15 protein-coding genes and 1 tRNA gene are annotated in these 13,374 nt (G+C 65.4%); 9 read left to right on the forward strand and 7 right to left on the reverse strand.

Annotated features, from left to right (window positions below; all coding sequences use genetic code 11):
- Together VGV37_RS05820 and VGV37_RS05825 are read right to left on the reverse strand one after the other, a co-directional pair.
- Positions 1-230 (reverse strand): hypothetical protein (locus tag VGV37_RS05820; protein ID WP_326878693.1); only part of this gene is annotated, 230 nt, incomplete at its 3' end.
- A 170-nt stretch (positions 231-400) separates the two neighbouring features.
- Complete coding sequence (locus VGV37_RS05825; RefSeq protein ID WP_326878694.1) at positions 401-1,387, reverse strand: aspartyl protease family protein; 987 nt, start codon at positions 1,385-1,387, stop codon at positions 401-403.
- Positions 1,388-1,494: 107 nt separating this feature from the next.
- Here VGV37_RS05825 and VGV37_RS05830 point away from each other — a divergent pair, with 107 nt between their 5' ends.
- The gene (locus VGV37_RS05830) at positions 1,495-2,394 is read left to right on the forward strand and encodes a LysR family transcriptional regulator (protein ID WP_326878695.1); all 900 of its coding nucleotides are present in this window, start codon (positions 1,495-1,497) and stop codon (positions 2,392-2,394) included.
- A 7-nt stretch (positions 2,395-2,401) separates the two neighbouring features.
- Here VGV37_RS05830 and VGV37_RS05835 read toward each other — a convergent pair whose 3' ends face one another.
- Entirely contained in the window at positions 2,402-3,358 is a 957-nt protein-coding gene (locus VGV37_RS05835; protein WP_326878696.1) for a complex I NDUFA9 subunit family protein, read from the reverse strand.
- A 190-nt stretch (positions 3,359-3,548) separates the two neighbouring features.
- Between VGV37_RS05835 and VGV37_RS05840 the strand changes: the two genes are divergently transcribed.
- From VGV37_RS05840 to argB, 8 genes are all read left to right on the forward strand, one after another.
- A tRNA-Leu gene (locus VGV37_RS05840) sits at positions 3,549-3,635 on the forward strand.
- A gap of 39 nt (positions 3,636-3,674) precedes the next feature.
- Positions 3,675-4,325, forward strand: a complete 651-nt coding sequence (locus VGV37_RS05845) for a ribonuclease D (protein ID WP_414637931.1) — start codon at positions 3,675-3,677, stop codon at positions 4,323-4,325.
- 149 nt (positions 4,326-4,474) lie between these two features.
- Entirely contained in the window at positions 4,475-4,609 is a 135-nt protein-coding gene (gene rpmH / locus VGV37_RS05850; RefSeq protein WP_189043784.1) for a 50S ribosomal protein L34, read from the forward strand.
- Between the two features lie 22 nt (positions 4,610-4,631).
- Positions 4,632-5,030 (forward strand): ribonuclease P protein component, encoded by a 399-nt coding sequence (gene rnpA / locus VGV37_RS05855; protein ID WP_326878698.1) that lies wholly within the window; start codon positions 4,632-4,634, stop codon positions 5,028-5,030.
- 10 nt (positions 5,031-5,040) lie between these two features.
- The gene (yidD, locus tag VGV37_RS05860; protein ID WP_326878699.1) at positions 5,041-5,313 is read left to right on the forward strand and encodes a membrane protein insertion efficiency factor YidD; all 273 of its coding nucleotides are present in this window, start codon (positions 5,041-5,043) and stop codon (positions 5,311-5,313) included.
- Positions 5,314-5,345: 32 nt separating this feature from the next.
- Positions 5,346-7,082, forward strand: coding sequence for a membrane protein insertase YidC (yidC, locus tag VGV37_RS05865; protein WP_326878700.1), 1,737 nt, complete (start codon positions 5,346-5,348; stop codon positions 7,080-7,082).
- 1 nt (position 7,083) lies between these two features.
- Positions 7,084-7,740 carry a ribosome biogenesis GTP-binding protein YihA/YsxC gene (gene yihA, locus VGV37_RS05870; protein ID WP_326878701.1) on the forward strand — a complete coding sequence of 219 codons (657 nt, stop codon included), beginning with the start codon at positions 7,084-7,086 and terminating at the stop codon, positions 7,738-7,740.
- A gap of 46 nt (positions 7,741-7,786) precedes the next feature.
- Positions 7,787-8,680 carry an acetylglutamate kinase gene (argB, locus tag VGV37_RS05875; protein ID WP_326878702.1) on the forward strand — a complete coding sequence of 298 codons (894 nt, stop codon included), beginning with the start codon at positions 7,787-7,789 and terminating at the stop codon, positions 8,678-8,680.
- Between the two features lie 43 nt (positions 8,681-8,723).
- Here the strand turns inward: argB and VGV37_RS05880 are convergent, their stop codons facing one another.
- The 4 genes from VGV37_RS05880 to VGV37_RS05895 form a co-directional block, all read right to left on the reverse strand.
- Complete coding sequence (locus VGV37_RS05880; protein ID WP_326878703.1) at positions 8,724-9,635, reverse strand: class I SAM-dependent methyltransferase; 912 nt, start codon at positions 9,633-9,635, stop codon at positions 8,724-8,726.
- Positions 9,636-9,769: 134 nt separating this feature from the next.
- Positions 9,770-11,539 carry a hypothetical protein gene (locus VGV37_RS05885; RefSeq protein ID WP_326878704.1) on the reverse strand — a complete coding sequence of 590 codons (1,770 nt, stop codon included), beginning with the start codon at positions 11,537-11,539 and terminating at the stop codon, positions 9,770-9,772.
- Positions 11,540-11,563: 24 nt separating this feature from the next.
- Positions 11,564-12,358 (reverse strand): MinD/ParA family protein, encoded by a 795-nt coding sequence (locus tag VGV37_RS05890; RefSeq protein ID WP_326878705.1) that lies wholly within the window; start codon positions 12,356-12,358, stop codon positions 11,564-11,566.
- Positions 12,355-13,356, reverse strand: coding sequence for a hypothetical protein (locus VGV37_RS05895; RefSeq protein WP_326878706.1), 1,002 nt, complete (start codon positions 13,354-13,356; stop codon positions 12,355-12,357). The genes VGV37_RS05890 and VGV37_RS05895 overlap by 4 nt, the downstream gene beginning before the upstream one ends.
- Between the last annotated feature and the right edge of the window lie 18 nt (positions 13,357-13,374).

Below are 13,374 nucleotides of genomic sequence, written 5' to 3' on the forward strand. Positions count from 1 at the left end.
GGATTGGCCTGATCGATCTTGGTGAACTGCAACAGCTTCTGCGCCATGAGGCCGCTCCGATACGCGGTCGAGGAACGCCCGGATGAACCAGGCTCGATCGGATATACGGGAGCAAACCGGCGGTTTCCAAGGAGAAAGGAATGGTAATACCCGGATCGGACCTTATTTCTGCAATGCGGGATGGGAATGTCGGAGCCGTTCCATCGAAATCGCGTGAAACGATCTTTCATTTGTTCCGATTCGGATTTATCGACCTAAAGCGTCCGAGGTGGATGGCGGCTCGAAACTTTTCTCCGTTAGTAGCTTCTTGGACGGTTTGAAAATGTCGTAAGAAACACGACGAAAAAGGGGCCGGAAACGTGCCGGCCCCCCCCGCTTCACCAATGATGTCAGCCGCAGATTATTTAGGCGGCGCTATCGTATAGTAAATCGCGTTCTCGCTGTACGAAATGAACAGATGCAACTTCGTCAGAAAATTCATGCCGACATACACATCCGGCTCGTCTTCGGGACTTTCTTTCAAATGACTCCCGATTTTTTCGACATGCGCTGCCGAGTTGATCGGAGCGATCTCAATTTTGGTATTATGCAGAGTGAGATCACCGAACGTCATGCTTTGAAAGACATGCTCGTATCTATCGAGCTTTACTCCCTCGATGCCGTACGCCTTCCCGACCTTAGGCGTGTCGATGGAACCAAAAGAGAGATCAAACCGGTCCTCGGCCGAGGCCATCCGCATCATGTTTGAGGGAGCCCCGGTGTCGATGATGCCAAGCATATTCTTGCCGTCGATGGCGATATTGATCAGCGGAGTATGGAGGATGCCGCCCACCTGGTAGCGTATCTTGGTCTTGAAGAATTCAGGTGCCCAATAGACGACGCGGTCCGCGCAATGCTCCGGCGAAAAGAGGTTCATCTTGCCGCCGGCGAAGTCGAATTCGACGTCGTAATTCTGGAGATAGTCCGTACCGAACAGCCCGACCGGCTCGCCGTCGGTACCATCGCCGCCACTCGGCATCACGGCGAAATCGGCATTCCGACTGACCGCCTCACCCATCTTCAGCGTAGTCACCCGCGTTTTCTGGTTTATCGCCTTGCCGGTCAGACCGAACAGGACGCTCGGCATTTCTTCGATCGGCATGCCCAGGCGCTCGGCGAATTTTTTGCTCACCATGGAGGCCACACCCCCGGTGTCGACCCGTATCTTGACTGGAACGTCATTGATTTTGACGTCGACAACCAATGTGTTGTAGCGAGTGACCTCAGCCGGAATCGATGCGAGAAGCTTCAAGGTGCAGTCGGTGGCGGCATGACTCGCATCGATCCAAAGACCAGCAACAGAGATCAATGCGCAGCCGAGAATTCTAAAGGTGCAGGGTAAGGTCATGTTCGCGCTCAGGATGATTCCGATGAATATTTTCTAGCATCGAAATCGGCGGCATGCCACAGGGAGCGAGGGCCCGGCGGAACGCGGGCTGAAGGGCGTCGCCAAGAATGAAAGGCCCGGGCTTGGAATGGAACGACATAAGGCTGTTCCTGGCGGTAGCCCAGGCCGGTAGCCTGTCGGCGGCGGCGCGTCAGGAGCGGGTCGGCATCGCTACGGTCGGGCGACGGGTGCATGCGCTCGAACAGGCGCTTGGCCTGCGGCTGTTCGACCGCCTGCCCGAGGGCTATGCGCTGACGGCCGAGGGACGCGATTTCGTGCCGCTGGCCGAGGACATGCGTGGGGCGGCCGAATCGATCCGGCGCCGGTCCGAAGCGACCGAGATCGACGGCGGAACCGTGCGGCTGACCGCGAACGACTGGGATACCCGGTTCCTCTCGTCGCGCTGGGCTCGGCTCGTGGGGGCGCTGCCGGGAATCACGCTCGAATTGGGCCAATCCCACATGCCGACCAATCTCGCCCGGCGCGACGCGGACCTGGCGATCACCACGGCGCTGCCCGCTGCGGGCGACCTGGTAGCACGCAAGCTGAAGCCGTTCGGCTATGGCATCTATGGCGCCCGAAGCTTTCTGGAGGCGCGGCCCGAGGCCCGGGCCTGCCCGCCCGATCCGGCGCTCTGGGTCGGGCTCGACGGGCCGCATCAGTATTTTCCGGTCGCCCGCTGGCTGGCCCGGCACCTTGGCGGGCCGGCACAGGCCAGCCGGACGAGCAACCATCTGGTCATGCAGGACCTGGTCGCGAGCGGTGCCGGCCTCGGATTGCTCGCCTGCTTCTCCGGTGACGCGGATCCCCGGCTGGAGCGGCTGGGCGCGCCGCTCGCGGAATTGATCGAGGATCGCTGGCTGCTGGTCCACGCCGACTTGAAACGTGTACCGCGCATCCGCCGGTCGATCGAGGCGCTCGCCCGATTGTTCCTCGACGAGGCGCCGTCCCTCGCCGGTCGCGGCTGAGCGGCCGTCAGGCCGGCTTGTGCGGGGCGAAGCGCCCACCGATGCGGAACCGCTCCAGGTAGCTCTGCAGGATCACCTCGGGCGCCGTCGGCGTAATCCCGAGGTCGACCAGCGTCTTGGCGCCGGGCGAGACGACATTGTCGCTCTTCAGCAGCAGGACCTGGTCGCGCGTCAGCAACCGGCCGGGCAGATGCTCGAGGATGGCCGCCTGGAAGGTGGCGAGGCCGAAGGGGATCGAGACGAGCGGGAAATTGGGCCGGTCGATCTCGCGCAGCATGATCCGCATCAACTCGGCGAAGCTATAGACGTGCGGGCCGCCCAATTCATAGGTCTGGCCGGCGGTGTCGGGCCGGTCGAGCACCACCATCGCCGCATTGGCGACGTCGCCGACATAGACCGGCTGGAACCGGGTCTCGCCGCCGCCGATCAGGGGCAGGAACGGCGAAAGTCGCGTCATGGCGGCGAACCGGTTGAAGAACTGATCCTCCGGCCCGAACACGATCGAGGGGCGCAGGATGGTTGCGCTCGGAAAAGCCGAGCGGACCGCGATTTCACCCTCGGCCTTGGATTTGGCATAGAGCGAGGCCGACGCCGCATCGGCGCCGATGGCCGAGAATTGGATGAAGCGGTCGACGCCGGCCGACGCAGAGGCGCGGGCGATGCGATGGGCGCCCTCGTGCTGCAGGGCGTCGAAGCGTTGCCGGCCGCTTTGCGCCAGGATGCCCACGAGGTTGACGACCAGCTCCGACCCGCCGACCGCTGCCATGACCAGTTCCTCGTCGCGGATGTCGCCATTCACCAGGACGATCTGGCCGACGTCGCCCATCGGCTGCAGATAGTTGCCGCGTCGCGCATGCCGGCCGACCACCGCGACCGTCACGCCGCGCTGGGCCAGCCGCTTCACGATGTAGCGTCCGATGAAGCCGGTGCCTCCGAAGACCGTCGCGCGGCGAATGGGAGCCATGTTCAGACCTCTCAAAGCGTTTCCGATCAACGAAAACACTAACACGTAAAAAGGCTTGGCGCTCCCAAGGCTCGGCCAATCTTTTGCGGGGCCGCGCGGCGCCCGCCCGGACCGGGCGGTCCGGATGGCGACGTGAAAAGTCTGGTTGACAAGGCCTGCGGGCTCCCTTATCACCCGGCTCCTCACCTAAGCCCAGGTGGCGGAATTGGTAGACGCGCTGGTTTCAGGTATCAGTGGGGGCAACCTCGTGAAAGTTCGAGTCTTTTCCTGGGCACCATAGTGATCCTCCCGTCCGTCTGATCTTGCAGAAGATCGGATGGACGGGGAGGGACCTCTTCTCCGCAGGACACCGCCCGTGACCGTTACTTATCACCGCGGCGATCTGCCCGCCGGCCTTTCCTTCGGAAATTCAGTCGCCATCGATAGCGAGACCATGGGCCTCAACCCGTGGCGCGATCGTTTGTGCGTTGTGCAGCTGTCGGCCGGCGACGGCACGGCCCATATCGTCCAGCTGCCGCTCGGCGAGTATGACGCGCCCAACCTCAAGGCGCTCCTGACCGATCCGGCCGTCACCAAGCTGTTCCATTTCGGCCGATTCGACATCGCCGTGATGAAGCAGTACCTGGGCGTGGTCACGGCGCCGGTCTATTGCACCAAGATCGCTTCCAAGCTCGTACGCACCTTCACCGACCGCCATGGCCTGAAGGACCTGTGCAAGGAGCTGCTGAACATCGAGCTGTCGAAGCAGCAGCAGTCTTCCGACTGGGGCGCCGATGAGCTGACCGAAGAACAGCTGAAATACGCCGCGTCCGACGTGCTGTATCTTCACCAGATGAAGGAAAAGCTCGACGTGATGCTGGCGCGCGAGGGCCGGACCGAACTCGCCCAGGCCTGTTTCGACTTCCTGCCGGCGCGCGCGCTGCTGGATCTGGCCGGCTGGCCGGAGAGCGACATCTTCGCCCATTGAGGGCGGGATGGGCCCCCGGCCTTGGAGCCCTGCGCTCCGGTGCCGGAAGGTCTGTGTGTTTGCCGCGCCGCGGTGAATTGACTTAAGCCGAGGGCTCCTCTATAGACGGGCGCTCGAATTTTGATGCCTAAGCGTTTGGAGTTTTCGTCGTGAAGCGCACCTATCAGCCCAGCAAGATCGTCCGTAAGCGGCGCCACGGCTTCCGCGCCCGCCTCGCCACGGTCGGCGGACGTAAGGTGCTGGCCGCCCGTCGCAGCCGCGGCCGCAAGCGTCTGTCGGCCTAACGGCCGCTTCAAGCGGCCTCCCATGCCCCGTACTCTCGGCCGGATGACAGAGCGCAAGGATTTCTTGCGCGTCGCGGGCGGGAGACGCAAATGGGTGGCCCCCGGCCTGATTCTGCAGGTTGCGCTCAGCGACGCACCTGAGATGGCCGGGCCCCATGCCGAGGGGCGCCGCATCGGTTTTACCGCATCGAAGAAAGTCGGCAACGCCGTCGCCCGCAACCGCGCCAAGCGCCGTCTGCGCGCGGCGGCGCGTGCTTTGGTGGCGGACAACGGCCTGCCCGAACACGACTTCGTGCTGATCGCGCGGCAGGAAACCGGCGGTGTGCGCTACGCGCAATTGCTGGCAGAACTTGAAAAAGCCTTGCGACGGCTCAAAGTCTGGCGCGATGGTCCGGCCGCTTTCTCGGCATCGGCCGAGTAGCGAGGCGATCATGGCGCGTGTGTTGCGGGGGCTAATCTGGCTCTACCGGATGCTGGTCTCGCCATTGCTGGGACCGAAATGCCGATTCGAACCGAGCTGTTCGGCCTATGCCATGGAGGCGATCGGCCGCCACGGCGCCTGGTCCGGCAGCTGGATGTCGCTATGCCGGCTCGGCCGCTGCCACCCCTGGGGCGGTAGCGGCTACGATCCGGTTCCCGAGAATATCGCGCCTGCGCCGGCCGACGGTCGCGCGCATCATACTGGATGTCGGCACGCCCGTTAGGGTGGCGTGCCCTGAGAGGACCCATGCAGGGAATGGAGCAACGCAATCTCGTCGTCTTTATCGCGCTCGCCATCGCGATTCTGCTCGGCTCCCAGTATCTCCTACCGCATCCGCAGCGGCCGGTGCAGACCGCCGAACAGGCGGCTCAGAACAATGCCGCCAACGTTTCGCCGGCCGGACCGAACGCGCCCACCGGCACGCAATTGCCGAACGCCGCTACCGAGGCGGCCGCGACCGAGACGCGCGACCAGGTGTTGGCCGAAACGCAACGCATTGCCATCGATACGCCGAACCTGAAGGGCTCGATCAATCTGAAGGGCGCGCGATTCGACGACCTGACGTTGACGCGCTATCGCGAGACCATCGATCCGGCGAGCCCGGCCATCGTGCTGCTGTCGCCCTCTGGCGCCCCCAATGCCTATCGCGCCTCGCAGGGCTGGATCGCCAAGGACCCGTCGGTCAAGCTGCCGAACGATGACACGGTCTGGCAATCCTCCGGCGGCACGCTGTCGCCCAAGACCCCGGTCGCCCTGACCTGGGACAACGGCGCCGGCCTGACCTTCAAGCGCGAAGTCTCGGTCGACGACAATTTCCTGTTCACGATCAAAGACACGGTCGCGAACGCGGGAACGGCCCCCGTCGCCCTCTATCCCTATGCCTCGGTCGCGCGGACCGGCGAACCGGCGGCGTCTTCGACCTGGGTATCCTACGAAGGGCCGATCGGCGGCTATACGACCGGCGCAGAGGAACTGAGCTACAAGGACGTGGCGGCAGGCAAGACGGTGCCCAAGGAAACGGTCGGCGGTTGGTTGGGCTTCTCCGACAAATATTGGCTGGCCGCGGTGGCGCCGGATCAGAAAACCGCCATCACGGCGCGCTTCTCCCATTCCGGCACTGGCGAGACCCAGACCTTCCAGGCCGACTATCTGGGTGCGGAGACCGATGTCGCCCCCGGTGCGTCGATCGACAATAGCGGCGTCGTCTTCGCCGGCGCCAAGGAAGTGAAGCTGCTCGACCATTACACCAAGAATGCCGGCCTGCCGAATTTCGATCGTGCGGTCGATTTCGGCTGGTTCTATTTCCTGACCAAGCCGATCTTCTACCTGCTCGACTGGCTCTATGCCCAGGTCGGCAATTTCGGCATCGCCATCCTGATGCTGACGGTCGTCATCAAGGGCCTGTTCTTCCCTTTGGCCAACAAGGCCTTCAAGAGCATGGACAAGATGAAGCAGCTTCAGCCGGAAATGGCGAAGCTGAAGGAACAGTGCGGCGACGACAAGGTCAAGCTGCAGCAGGAAACCATGGCGCTCTACAAGCGCATGGGCGTCAACCCGGTCGCGGGCTGTCTGCCGATGCTGCTGCAGATCCCGGTGTTTTTCTCGCTGTACAAGGTGCTCTATGTCACCATCGAGATGCGGCATGCGCCGTTCTTCGGCTGGATCCAGGATCTGTCGGCACCGGATCCGACGACCCTGTTCAACCTGTTCGGCCTCATCCCCTGGACGCCGCCGCAGTTCCTGATGATCGGCGCCTGGCCGGCGATCTACTGCATCACCATGTTGCTGCAGCAGCGCATGCAGCCGACGCCGCCCGACCCGACGCAGGCGCGCATGATGCAGTTCATGCCGTTCGTCTTCACCTTCATGCTCGGCAAATTCCCCGCCGGCCTGATGATCTACTATTCCTGGAACAACATCTTGACGGTCGGCCAGCAGATGCTGATCCGCCGCCGGGGCGCCGCGGCCGCTGCCGCCCGCGCCAGGGCCTGAGATGGACAGCGAACTGGAGCCGTCGCCCGCGTCCCTCGATGCCGGGCGACGGCTGTTCGCTGCCGAATGCGGCTTCACCAACGGATCGACCAAGCTGGAAACCATCCCGGCCGCGACCCTGCCTGAAGTGGCATTTGCCGGACGCTCCAACGTCGGCAAGTCGAGCCTGATCAACGGCCTCACCGGCCGCAACACGCTGGCGCGCACCTCCAACACGCCGGGGCGGACCCAGCAGCTCAACTTCTTCGACCTGGGGTCCCGCCTGGTCCTGGTCGATATGCCCGGCTATGGCTATGCCAAGGCGCCGAAGACCCAGATCGCCGCCTGGAACGGGCTGGTGAATGATTTCCTGCGCGGCCGCTCGACCCTTCGGCGCGTCTGCGTGCTGATCGACGCGCGCCACGGGCTGAAGGACGTCGACGAGCCGATCATGAAGATGCTCGACGGCTCGGCAGTGTCCTACCAGATCGTGCTGACCAAGGCGGACAAGGTCCGTCCGAACGAACTCGCCGCCCGGATGCGCGAGATCGGTGCGGTGCTGGCGACCCACACGGCGGCGCATCCGGTCATTCACGCGACCAGCTCCGAGGATGGTACGGGCATCGCCGTGCTCCGCGCGGCGCTCACCGCGCTTGCAGCGGTAACCTCAGTCGTCTAATCGGGTCCTACGAGAAAGAAACCACGCGGAGCGAGAGGGCCGCCCGATGATCAGTGAACAAGAAATCGCGCTCAAGGCGGAAATCCTGTCCGAGGCGCTGCCCTTCATGAAGCGCTATGCCGGCAAGACCGTCGTGGTGAAGTACGGCGGCCATGCCATGGGCGACACCGTGCTGGGCGCCCGCTTCGCGCGCGACGTGGTCATGCTGAAGCAGATCGGCGTCAATGTCGTGGTCGTCCATGGCGGCGGCCCGCAGATCGGCCAGATGCTCGAGCGGCTGAAGATCAAGTCGTCGTTCATCGACGGGCTGCGCGTCACCGACAAGGAGACGGTCGAGATCGTCGAGATGGTGCTGGCGGGCTCGATCAACAAAGAGATCGTCGGCCTGATCAATGCCGCCGGCGGCACCGCGATCGGCCTGTCGGGCAAGGACGGCGGCCTGATCCGCGCCCGGAAACTGACTCGGACCAAGCGCGATCCGGACAGCAACATCGAGCAGTTGCTGGACCTGGGCTTCGTCGGCGAACCGACGGAGATCAATACCGGCGTGCTGGATCTGCTGACACGCTCCGACATCATCCCGGTCATCGCGCCGATCGGCCTCGGGGCCGAGGGCGAGACCTACAACATCAACGCCGACACCTCGGCCGGTGCCATCGCCGGTGCGCTGAAGGCCTCACGCCTGCTGATGCTGACCGACACTGCCGGCGTGATGGACCAGGACAAGAAGGTCATGCCCGAAATCTCGGTCGATCAGGCGCGCGCCATGATTGCCGACGGCACGATCTACGGCGGCATGATCCCCAAGATCGAGACGTGCCTGGACGCGGTCGACCAGGGTGTCGAAGCGGCGGTCATCCTCGACGGCCGCAAGGCACACGCGATTCTGGTCGAGCTGTTCATCAGCTCGGGTGCCGGCACGCTCATTCGGAAGAAATGACGGGTCCGGCGCCGCCCGATCGGGCGGCGCCGGATTTCCGGAATTACCGAACTCTGCCTGCAACGATATAGAACAGCCCGCCGCCGGCCGCGTGATAGCGCCGTTCGGCTATGGACGCGCTCGCTTGCGCATTGCCGTCGAGCATCGCCTGCCAACCCCTTTCGATCATGAACTCGTCGGCGCCGCCTGCCGCGAGGTCGGCGGCGAACTCGGTCCGGTCGTACGGACCGGAACCTTCCCGCTGCCATCGCTCGATCGCGGCCAGTTGCGCTTGCTGCTCAGGCGGGCCGTAGGGCGGCACGAGGGCCAAGGCCCGGTCGGACAGCCAGACGCGAATGTCCGCCAAGCCCGCCGCCGCGAAGAGGCCGGGCAACAGATCGCCCAGATATTCGCAGCCGAGGCCGCGCCGCCGCCGCCCCTCGACCAGCCGCATGGCGATCGATGCTTCCTCGATCTGCCGATCGAGCGGCATGTCCGCGGTCAACGAAGAGACGGCCATGCGGTTGAACAGGTTGTTCGGCTCGACCGCGACCACCTGACCGCCGGGCCTGGTCACGCGGATCATTTCGGCGATCGCCGACATCGGCTGGGCCAGATGGATCAACAGGGTCTGGCAGGTCGCAAGATCGACGCTCCGATCGTCGAGCGGCAGTGCCGTGGCGTCGCCCTCGACGAAGCGCGTGGACAGGTCCGGCCAGAGTCGTGCGAAACGCTGGCGAGCGCCGGCCACGTTCGCCGGGTCCCGGTCGATGCCGATCATTTCGGCATTGGCCGGCAGATGACGGGCAAGCAGGCCGCCCCAATGGCCGATGCCACAGCCGACGTCGGCTAACACACCGACCCGGTCGAGCCCGAGGCGCCGGGCCAGCAGGTCGAGATAATCGTCATTCCACCAATAATCCCGCTCCTCGCCGAAATAGGCCGAAGAGTGCGGGCGAGACTCGAAGTCGCTCATTTCCCAATTCCTTGAAGACATGCAGAGGCATCCGCGGCGACACGGACGCTGAGAAGTCGAAAAGGCGGGAGCGCTTACATGGGACGAAGTATAGCGGATGCCGACGGGGCGGCAAGCGGCGGCGTCGCGTTGGCTTACGCGCTCAACCCGACCGCGCCGCCATCGGGCTGCAAGGGGATCAGCGGTACCGCTCCGGTGCGGGCATAGCTGATTTCGCCGCTCCAGCCGCTGATCAGCAGCGAGTCGCGGAATGTCCGCTCGACCAGTGCCCGCAGGCCGTCGTCGAGCGATTTTTCACTGCGAAGGACCAGGTCGAAGCGCCGCTCGCGCACCAGGCCGTCCAGCTGCATGGCGCCGAGGCGGACCAGCTGAAGTTCTATGACGAATCGCTCGCCGCCGCCCTTCTCCCGCTCTTCCTCGCCGGGCGTGCGGCGATAGAGGCGCATGGGCTTGGTCGTGGCGAGGCCCAGGTAGGGCAGGATCGTGATGGACCAGTCACCCGGCGGTGCCGGCCGGGTCTGGCCGATCTGGCTCGCGTCGGTGTCGAGCCGGGTCGCGACATCGCTGCGCCCGGCATCGACCAGTGCCTTGCGAATCGGGGGATCGGGCCAACGGAGCGGCGGCGGTCCCATCTTGAGGCCGCCCAGGAAATTGAGGATCAAGGAGGCCAGATGGTCGCTCGGCTGCAGGGAAAGCTGGGCCTGGATCTGTTGGGCCAGCGCCGGCGCGATCGGCGCCAGGATCTGGGCGGCATCCTGCAATGCAGGCTGGCCCTGCCGCGCGTCTTCGACGGGTGTTTTCGGGAGCGCCGGCTTTTCCGACGACACCGGCGGCGCCACCGCGGTGATCTTCAGCTGAATCGCGGCGCCGGTCGCGGGCGGCATGTCCTGAACGGGGATCGACAGAGTGCCGACCGCGGTCTCGACCAGGGTCTCGCTGTCCGACGATGTGGGCAACACCCGTCCGGCGAGGACGGTCGTGAGCGCCGTGAAGTTGGCGAGGTCGAGCGGCTGCGCCGTCGGGGCCGTCCCCGCCGTCGCCGGCGGCTGGGGCAGGGTCGGTGCCGCGGGGTCCGCCGCGCCTTCTGTACCATTGTCCGTCGGCAGGTTGGCCGGCTCATCCGAATCGACCGGAGTGGGCGGCACGGTGCCGAGCGGGTTCCGGGCGTCGATGGTATCCGCCGGCTCCGACTCGACCGTGCCAATCGACAGCGTCGCAAGATATCGGGTGCCGGCCGCGATCGGCGCGCTGCCGAGGCGCGCCGGGGCCGGACGGAGCAGGGTGGCGATCACGCTTTGGGCATCGGCCTGCACCACGTCGCCGGCGGCCTGGGTCGCGAGCGACGTCACGCCGCCGTCGCCCGACAAGGCCGCTTCGATCGCCACTTCGTCTTCGAGGCTGATCGCCGCGAACAGGGTCGACGCCAAGGTCGCCGGCAGCACGGGGAGGGTGCCGGCTGCCAGCGGTGGCACCATGGTGGCGGGAGCGGGCGGTGTGCCGGGCTGGGGTGGTACGACCGTGCCCGTCAACTGGCTGCTGACCAGCTTGCCATCGACCGTCAGGACCGCGACTTGAGGGGTCGGCGAGATCGACACGATGCGCACGGCGACGGCGCTGCCGACAGTCAGCGGCAATTCCGGCGGATGATGCAGCACCAGTTCCGGGCCGGCCTTGGTCTGCAGGGCGAAGGTGCCGTCGGCGCGGACGTCGGTGACGGTGCCCGTGACGATGCTGCCGGGGCCGGCGGCGTCCTGCAGGGTCTGGACCAGACCATTGCGCACGGCATCGCCGCCATAGGCTCCCAGCACCTGAACGACGACGACCTGGGCCGGTCCGGTCGCGGTGCCGGCTGCGGCAGCAGCCTGGCTGACCGAGCTGGTCGGCGTCGCGCTGGTGACGCTCATCGCGCGGCCCCGATCGTCGCGTGCCTAGAAGGTTTCGATCAGGCGCTGCGCGATCGCCTGGATGTCCTGGGCCGCCTCGGTGTTGGGATAGCGGGTCAGGAGCGAGCTCTGCTTGCGGATCGCCTCGCGGACATGCTGGTCCCGCCGGATGATGCCGCCCAGTTCCGGCTCGATCTTGAGGAACTCGCGGCAGGCCTTCAGCAGGATCCCGTAGGTGCGCTCGCCCTCGCGGATCGAGGAGGCCATGTTGACCACGATGCGCAGGTCGGCGTTGGGCCGTTCCATCGCCGTCACCTTGATGAAGGCATAGGCGTCGGTGATCGCCGTCGGCTCGTCGGTCGTGACCACGATGCAGGCGCGGGCTTGGGTCGCGAACGAACGGACCGTGCGCTCGATGCCGGCGCCCATGTCCATGATCACGAAATCATAGCCGTTCGACAGCAGGGCGAGGTCGTTGCGGAGCGCTGCGAGCTTGCTCGGCGGAATCTGCGCGAGCGAGCCCGTGCCCGACCGGCCGGCGATGATGTCGAAGCCGCCGGCCGGATAACGGGTCGCGGCCTCCGCCAGCGTGGTCTGGCCGGCCAGCACGGTACCGAGGTCGCGGTGGGGCATCATGCCCAGCTGCACGTCGACGTTGGCCAGGCCCAGATCGCCGTCGAACAGCAGCGCCTTGCGGCCGGCCAAGGTCAGGGCATGGGACAGGGTGATCGAGAACCAGGTCTTGCCGACGCCACCTTTGCCCGATGCAACGGCGAGGAGGTTGGTGCGCTGGTTCGCGGAATTCGGCGCCGTCTGCCGGAGGTCGAGCGGGACGATCATGGGCGGGCACCTTGAGAAACAGATTGTGTAAGCGTAACGGCGGACGGTTCGGGCATCAACATGCGGGCGAGACCCATGGGATCGAGCGGGTTCAAACCATCGGCAACCGATGGCGTCATGCTGTAGTCGGCGAAGGCGACCGCCGCGGCATCGGCGGCGGCAAGCATGCTGCCGAGCCGGCGGACCATGTCGAGCCGCGTGACCAGCACGCGGCCGACGCCCAGCCGGGCGAATTCATAGGATTGCTCCATCGCGTCGACCACATCGCCGCCGCCGGCGATGACCAGCAGCGGCTCGACCGAGATCGACCTTGCCAGGCCCTGGATCTCGGCCATGTCGCGCGGTGCGTAAGGGTTCACACCCGGCGTGTCGATCAGGATGTAATCGTCGGGCGCCGCGGCTTCGATCAGGCGAACCAGCTGCTTTTCGGTCTCGGCCGTCTGCAGCGGCAGCTTCATCAGGCGGGCGAAGGCGTCCAGCTGCTCGATGCCGCCGGCCCGGATCGTGTCGGTGGTGATGAGGCGCACCGATCGTCCAGCCATCACCGCGCGGAACGCGAGCTTCGCGACGCCGACCGTCTTGCCGGCCCCGGGTGCCCCGACCAGCATCAGCGGCTGGTTGATCCGCTTGTCGATGATCAGCGGCTTGAAATTGAACGTGCCGGCGAGCGCGCCTGCGAGCGCCTCCAGCGGGTCGTCGGCACCGACCAGGAAGCTCGCGTCGATCAGGCGTTCCAGCAGCCGGTTCGGCAGGCCGTGTGCCATCAACGCCTCGTGGACCAGATCGATCGGGTCTTCGTCGGAGGCATGGCCGTAGGTATCGAGCGAGACCTGACCGACCGTCGGCAGGTCGTCCTCGACCTCCTCGATCGCGGCGACCAGTTTGACGCCGTGCTCGGTCGTCTCCGAAGACACGATGATCGCATCTTCGCCCAGCTCGCGGCGCAGCATGTCCATGGCCTGGACCATGGTGGGGGCGATGAGAGTCCTAAGACGCATCGCCGGCTATCCGTGCTG

It is taken from the genome of Aliidongia sp. (genome assembly GCF_035943795.1).
In the GTDB taxonomy this organism is placed as follows: Bacteria; Pseudomonadota; Alphaproteobacteria; order ATCC43930; family CGMCC-115725; genus Aliidongia.

What these genes read in the sequence shown, in the direction of transcription:
- VGV37_RS05845 (WP_414637931.1), top strand. Translation starts at nt 3,675, where the DNA reads ATGGACGGGGAGGGACCTCTTCTCCGCAGGACACCGCCCGTGACCGTT.
- rnpA (WP_326878698.1), top strand. Translation starts at nt 4,632, where the DNA reads ATGCCCCGTACTCTCGGCCGGATGACAGAGCGCAAGGATTTCTTGCGC.
- VGV37_RS05835 (WP_326878696.1), bottom strand. Translation starts at nt 3,358, where the DNA reads ATGGCTCCCATTCGCCGCGCGACGGTCTTCGGAGGCACCGGCTTCATC.
- yidC (WP_326878700.1), top strand. Translation starts at nt 5,346, where the DNA reads ATGGAGCAACGCAATCTCGTCGTCTTTATCGCGCTCGCCATCGCGATT.
- argB (WP_326878702.1), top strand. Translation starts at nt 7,787, where the DNA reads ATGATCAGTGAACAAGAAATCGCGCTCAAGGCGGAAATCCTGTCCGAG.
- yihA (WP_326878701.1), top strand. Translation starts at nt 7,084, where the DNA reads ATGGACAGCGAACTGGAGCCGTCGCCCGCGTCCCTCGATGCCGGGCGA.
- VGV37_RS05890 (WP_326878705.1), bottom strand. Translation starts at nt 12,358, where the DNA reads ATGATCGTCCCGCTCGACCTCCGGCAGACGGCGCCGAATTCCGCGAAC.
- VGV37_RS05830 (WP_326878695.1), top strand. Translation starts at nt 1,495, where the DNA reads ATGAAAGGCCCGGGCTTGGAATGGAACGACATAAGGCTGTTCCTGGCG.
- VGV37_RS05880 (WP_326878703.1), bottom strand. Translation starts at nt 9,635, where the DNA reads ATGAGCGACTTCGAGTCTCGCCCGCACTCTTCGGCCTATTTCGGCGAG.
- VGV37_RS05825 (WP_326878694.1), bottom strand. Translation starts at nt 1,387, where the DNA reads ATGACCTTACCCTGCACCTTTAGAATTCTCGGCTGCGCATTGATCTCT.
- VGV37_RS05895 (WP_326878706.1), bottom strand. Translation starts at nt 13,356, where the DNA reads ATGCGTCTTAGGACTCTCATCGCCCCCACCATGGTCCAGGCCATGGAC.
- yidD (WP_326878699.1), top strand. Translation starts at nt 5,041, where the DNA reads ATGGCGCGTGTGTTGCGGGGGCTAATCTGGCTCTACCGGATGCTGGTC.
- VGV37_RS05885 (WP_326878704.1), bottom strand. Translation starts at nt 11,539, where the DNA reads ATGAGCGTCACCAGCGCGACGCCGACCAGCTCGGTCAGCCAGGCTGCT.